Genomic DNA, 7,168 nt, shown 5'->3' with positions numbered 1-7,168 from the left:
GTCGACATCGACCTGTCGAGCATCCCCTTCTTCGGTGACGTCGATCCGTTCGCCGGGAAGGGCCGCGGCAGCCGCCGCATGACCGGCTGGCTCTGACCAGCACCCACCAACCCAATCCACGGGCCGGCAACCGCCGGGCCGTCGGCCGAGCACACCCTGGAGTCAGTCATGGCACAGCACCACTTCGAGACCCACGAGCCCGTCAACCTCTTCCTCGAGATCGGCAAGGGGGCGGTCGAGATCACGGCGACCGAGACCACCGAGTCCCGCGTCGACATCACCGGACGCGACGCCGACCAGGTTGACGTCCGACAGTCCGGACGGCAGATCAGCGTGGTCGCCCCCCGCATGCGCAGTGGCTTCTTCGGAGGTGACGCGCGCCTCGACGTGACGATCACCGTCCCCTTCAACAGCGATCTCGTCGTCAGGACCGGCAGCGCCGACATCCGGGTGACCGGAACCGTCGGCACCTGCCAGCTCAAGACCGGGTCGGGCAACGTCAGCACCGGCGACCTCGGGGGACCTGCCCTCGTCGAGACCGGCTCGGGCGACGTGGACATCGCGGTCGCCAACGCGGAGCTGCGCGTCAAGAGCGGGTCGGGTCAGGTGCGCGTCCGCCACGCGGAGTCCGCCGTCGCCGCGTCCACCGGCTCCGGCGACGTCGAGATCGGCACGTCCAACGGTCCGGCAGCAGTCAAGACCGGCTCCGGCGACCTCAGGGTCGTCGACGCGCACCAGGACGTCTCACTGGCGACGGGCAGCGGCGACCTCCTCGTCGGTACGGCGCACCGCGGTCGCTTCACGATGAAGGGTGCCTCGGGCGACGTCCACATCGGGATCCCGGCAGGGCTGCCGGTGTGGACCGATATCTCCACCCTGTCCGGATCCATCCGGTCCAACCTCGAGAGCGCCGGCGAGCCGGCCGAGGGGGCCGACCACGTCGAGCTGCGGGCCAAGACGGTCAGCGGCGACATCGTGCTCACCCAGGTCTGACCACACCTCACACCACAGGAGCTCACCATGAACGACACCAGCGCCCTCGTCGAACCCCAGGCCAGGCAGCAGATTCAGGAACGGGTGGTGCGAGCCAGACGGCCGCAGGTTCCCGCCGTACCCCACCGCCACCGGTTCGCCGACCGCCTGCGCCGGATCGCCGACCGCATCGACAACTAGCCACCGAACGGATAGTCCCTAACGAAGTAGCTGCCATGGTGGGCGTGTCACCAGCCATTTCGTTAGGGACTATCGGATCAGGAGCGCATCGCGACACCCCGCCGCCAGTAGCCCATGAAGGCGACCTGGCGGCGGTCCATGCCCAGCTCCTTCACCAGGTGTCGGCGCAGCGCGGTCACCACGCCGGACTCGCCGGCGATCCACGCGTACAGGCCGCCGTACCCCTCCGCCGCGGGGCGGCCGGCCGTCTCGACCTCCTCGCCGGACGACGAGTAGGCCGGGGTCTCCCACAGGTCCGGGTCGACGTCTGCCGGCTCGACCAGGGGGACCGACCCGGCGCCCAGGTAGGCCAGCACCGACGAGTGCAGCCTCGTACCGAGGGGCTCCTCCCCGCGAGGGAGCCACACGACCTCGACCCCCACCGGGTGGTCGACGTCCTGCACGTCGGCGGGGTCCGGCACCTCCAGAAAGGCGATGCCCCGGGCAGCGGCCGGCAGGTCCTCGAGGATGCTGCAGACGGCCGGTACGGCGGTCTCGTCGGCGGCCAGCACCAGCTGCCGTGCGTCACCCGGGACGAACTCGATGCCCCCGAACGGCTGTCCCCTCCGCGGCGCCACGACCACCAGCCGGTCGCCCGCCGAGGCGCGGGAGGCCCACGCCGAGCCGGGGCCGGTCGCGCAGCCGTCGGGGTGGAGCGCGAAGTCGACCACGAGCCGGGTGTCGCCGCCCGTCCCGCGCACCTCGCGCACGGTGTAGGTCCGCATGTGGCCACGCTCGGACGCGGGGACGTGCAGCCAGGTGGCGAGCCAGGAGTCGTCCGCACCCTCGAAGGAGGGCAGGCTGCCGGCGTCGTTCGGAAAGACCAGCTTGATCCGCTGGTCGTACAGCGGACCGTCGACACCGAAGTCGGCAAGCACGGGTGACCCGAGCTCCACGCGGACGTACGTCGGCGACAGCCGCTCGACGGCGACCACCTCGACCTCATCCAGGATCATCGGCAGCGAGTGAGTTGCGGTCGCGGTCATGGCAGGGTCCCTTGGTGCGTCGAGGTCGGTCGGTGGCGGCGTCCCACGGGGACGACCAGTGGCGTGCGGGAGACCGGGTCGAGGATCACCCGGCTGCCGAGGCCGAAGGCGTCGTGCACCGTCTCCTCGGTGACCACGTCGGCCGGGGTGCCCTCGGCGACGATCTCGCCGGCCTTGAGGACCACGAGGTGATGCGCGTACCGCGCGGCGAGGTTCAGGTCGTGCAGCACCATCACGACGGTGGTGCCGCGCCTGTGGTTGAGGTCTGCGAGCAGGTCGAGCATCTCTATCTGGTGGGCGATGTCGAGGTACGTCGTCGGCTCGTCGAGCAGCAGCAGGTCGGTGCCCTGGGCCAGCGCCATCGCGACCCAGACCCGCTGTCGCTGTCCTCCCGACAGCTCGTCGACCACCCGGTCGGCCAGCTCGGTGGTGTCGGTCAGGTCGAGCGCCTCCGCGACTGCCCGCTGGTCGGCGCCCGACCATCGCCGGAACCTGCCCTGATGCGGGTGCCGACCACGTCCGACCAGGTCGACGACGGTGACGCCCTCGGGCGCGACCGGGTTCTGCGGCAGCAGGCCGAGACTGCGCGCGACGTGCCGGGTCGACTGCCGGTGGATGACCTCACCGTCGAGCAGCACGGCCCCCGAGGTCGGCCGCAGCAGTCGGGCCATGCCCCGCAGCAGCGTCGACTTGCCGCAGGCGTTGGGGCCCACGACCACGGTGACGCGCTCGTCGGGCACGCTCAGGTCGAGCTCGCTGACCACCGCACGGTCGCCGTAGCCCAGGGTGACCCGCTGCGCGGACAGCCGCGACGTCGTCGACACCGACCCCGGTGCGGTTTCGTCCTTCAGGGCAGTCATGCTGCCTCCCTTCCGTTGTGAGCGAGCAGCCAGAGCAGGAACGGCGCCCCGAACGCGCCCGTGACGACGCCGACCGGGAGGTTGACGTCCGCAATCAGGTACGCCGCCACGTAGTCGGCCGCGACCACGATCACTGCTCCCACGAGAGCGGCACCCAGGACGGTGGTGCGCCCGGAGTTGAGCGCGCGGGCGATCGGCCCGGCGAGGAACGACACGAAGGCGACCGGCCCGGCGGCCGCCACCGCGACAGCCGTGAGCACGACCGCGACCAGCAGGAGCACGTCCGTCCGACGCGATCCGACCCCGAGCCCCGCCGAGATGTCGTCGCCGAGCTCGGTGATCCGCATCGAGCCGGCCACCCAGACCAGCAGCGGCAACAGCACCAGCAGGAACCAGGCCAGCAGCCGGATGGCCGGCCAGTCCACCTGGTTGAGACTCCCGGTGAGCCAGCGGAGGGCGAGCTGGGCGTCGTACACGTCGGCGCGGGTGAAGAGGTACTGCACGACGGAGGTGAGGGCGGCCGCCACACCGACGCCGATGAGGACGAGCCGGTAGCCCGCCGCTGGCCCCGCGACCCACCGGACCAGGGCCGACACCGCCACTGCTCCGACGATCGCCGAGACCGCGACCGGCATGCCGGTCCGGTCGAGGCTGACGATGGCGAAGACCGCCGCCGCGCTGGCGCCGAGGCCGACCCCGATGATGTCCGGGCTGGCGAGGGGGTTGCGAAGCGTGGCCTGGAAGATCGCGCCGGAGACCCCGAACGCGACTCCGACGAGCACGCCGAGGACGGCCCGCGGCAGCTTGCTCTCCATCAGGATGAACGACGCACCCGGGATCTCGGCGCCGAACACGATCCGGAAGCAGTCCGGGATCGTGATCGTGAAGTCGCCCAGCAGCACGCGCGCGGCGAACACGGCCAGCAGGACGGCGACGAGTCCCCCGGAGAGGATCCGGTGGCGTCGCGCCGGTCGCCGCCGGGCCCTGGAGACCGCGTCCCGGGCGGAGTCAAGCTCCGCGTCGAGGGCTGGGCTCACAACGTCGCCGCCATCCGTCCCCGACGCACCAACCAGAGGAACACGGGCACACCGACCACTGCGGTCATGATCCCGACCTGCACCTCGGTGGGTGGCAGCACCACCCGACCGACGACATCGGCCACCACGACCAGGACGGCGCCGTACGCGACGGAGCAGGGCAGCACCCTGCCGTAGTCCGATCCCACCACCGCGCGCACGCCGTGCGGGACGATCAGTCCCACGAACGCGATGGGCCCGGCCAGGGCCGTGGCGCCCCCGGCCAGCAGCACCACCGCCGCACCGAGCAGCAGACGGTCCCGGACCGTACGTCGTCCGAGGCCGCGGGCGAGGTCGTCGCCGAGTGCCAGCGTGTTGAGCAGCCGCGCACACCCCAGCGCGAGGACCAGCCCGACCACGAGGGCGGGCAGCCCGGTCAGGAGGACGTCGAGGTCGCGCCCACCCACGGTGCCGACCTGCCAGAAGCGGAGGGTCTCCATCGTCTGTCGATCGGTCAGGAGCACCCCCGAGGTCCAGCTGGAGAGTGCCGCCGTCAGGGCTGCTCCGGCGATCGCGAGCTTCACCGGCGTCGCGCCATCGCGTCCGAACGACGCGATCGCGTGGACGGCGACCATCGCGGACGCCGCACCGGCGAACGCGAACCAGAGGTACCCGGTCAACGACGAGATCCCCAGCACCGACATGGCCAGCACCATCGCGAAGGACGCTCCAGCGTTGATGCCGAGGATCCCGGGGTCGGCGAGCGGGTTCCGGGTCAGTCCCTGCATGATCGCGCCGGCGAGTCCCAGCGCGGCGCCGACCGCGAGCGCCAGCGCTGTCCGTCCGAGCCGGGCGTCGGCGATGCCATGGAGCGGATGGGCGGCGTCGAGAACCACGTCCGGCGAGATCGGCCTGGAGCCGATCAGCAGGGATGCGACGCTGACGCCGACGACTGCCGCCACCGCCGCGGCGATGGCGGCGGACGTCGACCCGGCCCGGCGGGGGATGCCCCCGGTGGGCGTCGACTCGCCTGACGGCGCGGCAGCCAGGCTCATGTGCCCGCGACCGCCTCCGCGATCTGCGGGACGAAGTTGTCCATGGCCCACGGGATCGAGAGCGGCGACGGCGACGAGAACCCCAGACCATCGGCCTTGTTCGTCGAGGCGAGCACGTGCCCGCTCTCGATGGCGGGGATCTGACCGAGCAGAGGGTCCTCGGTGTAGGCCTCCAGGTCCGACTTCTTCTCGGCGTAGGTGATGAAGACGTCGGACTCGAGCTCGGCCGCGCGCTCGGCGGAGACCGTCCCGTAGAACTCGCCCTTCTCGCTGAGCTTCTCGATGACCGGCGCATTCTTCATCCCGATCTCGGTCAGCAGCTGCGGGCGGAGGTCCTCGGGGGTGTAGTAGTCGACCTTGGACGTGTCGGTCGTGGACAGGGCGGCATAGATGAAGGTCTTGCCCTGGATCTCGGGGTGCTCCTCGGCGGCAGCATCGATGCTGGCCTGGGTCTCGCCCTCGATCTCGTCAGCCAGCTCGCTGCGGCCCAGTGCTTCGCCGACCATGTCGAGCGAGTCCTGCCAGCTGGTGACCCACGGGGCCTCGGGGTAGGCCACGACCGGGGCGATCCGCGAGAGCTTCTTGTACTCACCGGCGGTCAGGCCGGAGTTGGTGGCCAGGATCAGGTCGGGTGCGAGCTTCGCGATCTCGTCCACGGGCGCGCCGTCGGCGTCGCTGTAGCGGGTGGCCTGCTCGGCGCCGAGCTCCTCGAGCTCGTCGTCGTACCACTCCGTCGAGCCGGCCGTGTTGCCTCCCCAGGTGATCGCCGTGGCGCCGACCGGCGGGACCCCCAGGGCGAGCGCGACGTCCTGGTCGGTCCAGCCGAGAGTGGCGACCCGGGTCGGCTCCTCCTCGATCGTGGTCTCACCGAAGGCGTGCTCGATGGTCACGGGGAAGGCATGCGCGTCGACCTGCGTCGTCGACTCCTGCTGCGAGGTGTCGGAGGCCTCGGTCGGGCCAGTGCTGCAGCCGGCCAGGAAGCCGGAGCCCAGTATTCCTGCCACGAGGGCGGAGCCGGCGCGTCGGGAGAGTGTGGTCATGACGTCCTCCGAGTTAGGTAAGCCTTACTTAGGGCAGCCTTACCTTAGACAGCCGAGGACTCGGCGCACCACAACGGGGTCACGCCACGAGACGGGAGGGTGCGCTCAGATGCGAGTGCGATGGAAGCTCTGGAAGGACCGGGAGGGGGTCGGGCCCCTCTGCCCCTGGTAGCGGGAGCCGTACCTGGCCGACCCGTAGGGGTGCTCCGAGGGCGAGGAGAGCCGGAAGAAGCAGAACTGGCCGATCTTCATCCCGGGGTAGAGCTTGATCGGCAGTGTCGCGACGTTGGCCAGCTCGAGGGTCACGTGGCCGGAGAAACCGGGGTCGACGAAGCCGGCGGTGGCGTGGGTCAGCAGGCCCAGCCGCCCCAGCGACGACTTGCCCTCGACCCGGGCGGCCACGTCGTCGGGCAGCGAGATCGCCTCGTACGTCGACCCGAGCACGAACTCGCCGGGGTGCAGGATGAACGGCTCGTCCCCCTCCGGCTCGACCTCGCGCGTCAGGTCGGACTGGTCCGCCGCCGGGTCGATGTGCGGATAGCGATGGTTCTCGAACACCCGGAAGTAGCGGTCCAGCCGGACGTCGATCGAGGACGGCTGCATCATGGCCGGGTCCCAGGGATCGAGGACGATCCGTCCCTTGTCGATCTCCACCAGGATGTCGCGGTCACTCATCAGCACGGGTCGTAACCTACCCCGCTGGACGTTCGGGTAGCATCGCGTCCGCCGTGTCCGAGGACCGGCCTGCGGATGTAGCTCAGCTGGTAGAGCGCGACCTTCCCAAGGTCGATGTCGCGAGTTCGAATCTCGTCATCCGCTCTCCACGTCGTCGCGCTCCAGCGCGACGCTCTGCCCACCGTCGATGTCGCGAGTTCGAATCTCGTCATCCGCTCGGAGCGGCCGCGTTGCGCGAAGCGCGACGCGAAGAGCCGCGAAGGTTGAGGAGGCTCGACTCGGACGCGAGCTTGCTCGCGGATGAGTGAGCCGTCTCGAAACCCA

Annotated in this window: 8 protein-coding genes and 1 tRNA gene; 3 read left to right on the top strand and 6 right to left on the bottom strand. The window is 70.7% G+C overall.

Annotated features, from left to right (window positions below; translation table 11 throughout):
* Positions 1-168: 168 nt before the first annotated feature.
* Together VFN12_RS10645 and VFN12_RS10640 are read left to right on the top strand one after the other, a co-directional pair.
* Positions 169-993 (top strand): DUF4097 family beta strand repeat-containing protein, encoded by an 825-nt coding sequence (locus tag VFN12_RS10645; protein WP_325118645.1) that lies wholly within the window; start codon positions 169-171, stop codon positions 991-993.
* 27 nt (positions 994-1,020) lie between these two features.
* Positions 1,021-1,173, top strand: coding sequence for a hypothetical protein (locus VFN12_RS10640; RefSeq protein ID WP_325118644.1), 153 nt, complete (start codon positions 1,021-1,023; stop codon positions 1,171-1,173).
* Between the two features lie 77 nt (positions 1,174-1,250).
* Here the strand turns inward: VFN12_RS10640 and VFN12_RS10635 are convergent, their stop codons facing one another.
* The 6 genes from VFN12_RS10635 to dcd all read right to left on the bottom strand — a co-directional run bounded on the left by VFN12_RS10635 (position 1,251) and on the right by dcd (position 6,850).
* Positions 1,251-2,198 (bottom strand): siderophore-interacting protein, encoded by a 948-nt coding sequence (locus VFN12_RS10635; RefSeq protein ID WP_325118642.1) that lies wholly within the window; start codon positions 2,196-2,198, stop codon positions 1,251-1,253.
* Positions 2,195-3,058 (bottom strand): ABC transporter ATP-binding protein, encoded by an 864-nt coding sequence (locus tag VFN12_RS10630; protein WP_325118641.1) that lies wholly within the window; start codon positions 3,056-3,058, stop codon positions 2,195-2,197. The genes VFN12_RS10635 and VFN12_RS10630 overlap by 4 nt, the downstream gene beginning before the upstream one ends.
* Positions 3,055-4,095, bottom strand: a complete 1,041-nt coding sequence (locus VFN12_RS10625; RefSeq protein ID WP_325118640.1) for a FecCD family ABC transporter permease — start codon at positions 4,093-4,095, stop codon at positions 3,055-3,057. The genes VFN12_RS10630 and VFN12_RS10625 overlap by 4 nt, the downstream gene beginning before the upstream one ends.
* Positions 4,092-5,129, bottom strand: a complete 1,038-nt coding sequence (locus VFN12_RS10620) for an iron ABC transporter permease (protein ID WP_325118639.1) — start codon at positions 5,127-5,129, stop codon at positions 4,092-4,094. The genes VFN12_RS10625 and VFN12_RS10620 overlap by 4 nt, the downstream gene beginning before the upstream one ends.
* Positions 5,126-6,169, bottom strand: a complete 1,044-nt coding sequence (locus tag VFN12_RS10615; protein ID WP_325118638.1) for an iron-siderophore ABC transporter substrate-binding protein — start codon at positions 6,167-6,169, stop codon at positions 5,126-5,128. The genes VFN12_RS10620 and VFN12_RS10615 overlap by 4 nt, the downstream gene beginning before the upstream one ends.
* 105 nt (positions 6,170-6,274) lie before the next feature.
* The gene (dcd, locus tag VFN12_RS10610) at positions 6,275-6,850 is read right to left on the bottom strand and encodes a dCTP deaminase (RefSeq protein WP_325118637.1); all 576 of its coding nucleotides are present in this window, start codon (positions 6,848-6,850) and stop codon (positions 6,275-6,277) included.
* A 65-nt stretch (positions 6,851-6,915) separates the two neighbouring features.
* Here dcd and VFN12_RS10605 point away from each other — a divergent pair.
* Positions 6,916-6,988, top strand: a tRNA-Gly gene (locus VFN12_RS10605).
* The last annotated feature ends 180 nt before the right edge of the window (positions 6,989-7,168 follow it).

Source organism: Nocardioides sp., assembly GCF_035703625.1.
In the GTDB taxonomy this organism is placed as follows: Bacteria; Actinomycetota; Actinomycetes; order Propionibacteriales; family Nocardioidaceae; genus Nocardioides.
This window is presented reverse-complemented; position numbering and strand designations above follow the sequence as displayed.

Excerpts from the sequence above, each read along its gene's own strand:
- VFN12_RS10645 (WP_325118645.1), top strand. The coding sequence starts at position 169 with ATGGCACAGCACCACTTCGAGACCCACGAGCCCGTCAACCTCTTCCTC.
- VFN12_RS10640 (WP_325118644.1), top strand. The coding sequence starts at position 1,021 with ATGAACGACACCAGCGCCCTCGTCGAACCCCAGGCCAGGCAGCAGATT.
- VFN12_RS10635 (WP_325118642.1), bottom strand. The coding sequence starts at position 2,198 with ATGACCGCGACCGCAACTCACTCGCTGCCGATGATCCTGGATGAGGTC.
- VFN12_RS10630 (WP_325118641.1), bottom strand. The coding sequence starts at position 3,058 with ATGACTGCCCTGAAGGACGAAACCGCACCGGGGTCGGTGTCGACGACG.
- VFN12_RS10620 (WP_325118639.1), bottom strand. The coding sequence starts at position 5,129 with ATGAGCCTGGCTGCCGCGCCGTCAGGCGAGTCGACGCCCACCGGGGGC.
- VFN12_RS10615 (WP_325118638.1), bottom strand. The coding sequence starts at position 6,169 with ATGACCACACTCTCCCGACGCGCCGGCTCCGCCCTCGTGGCAGGAATA.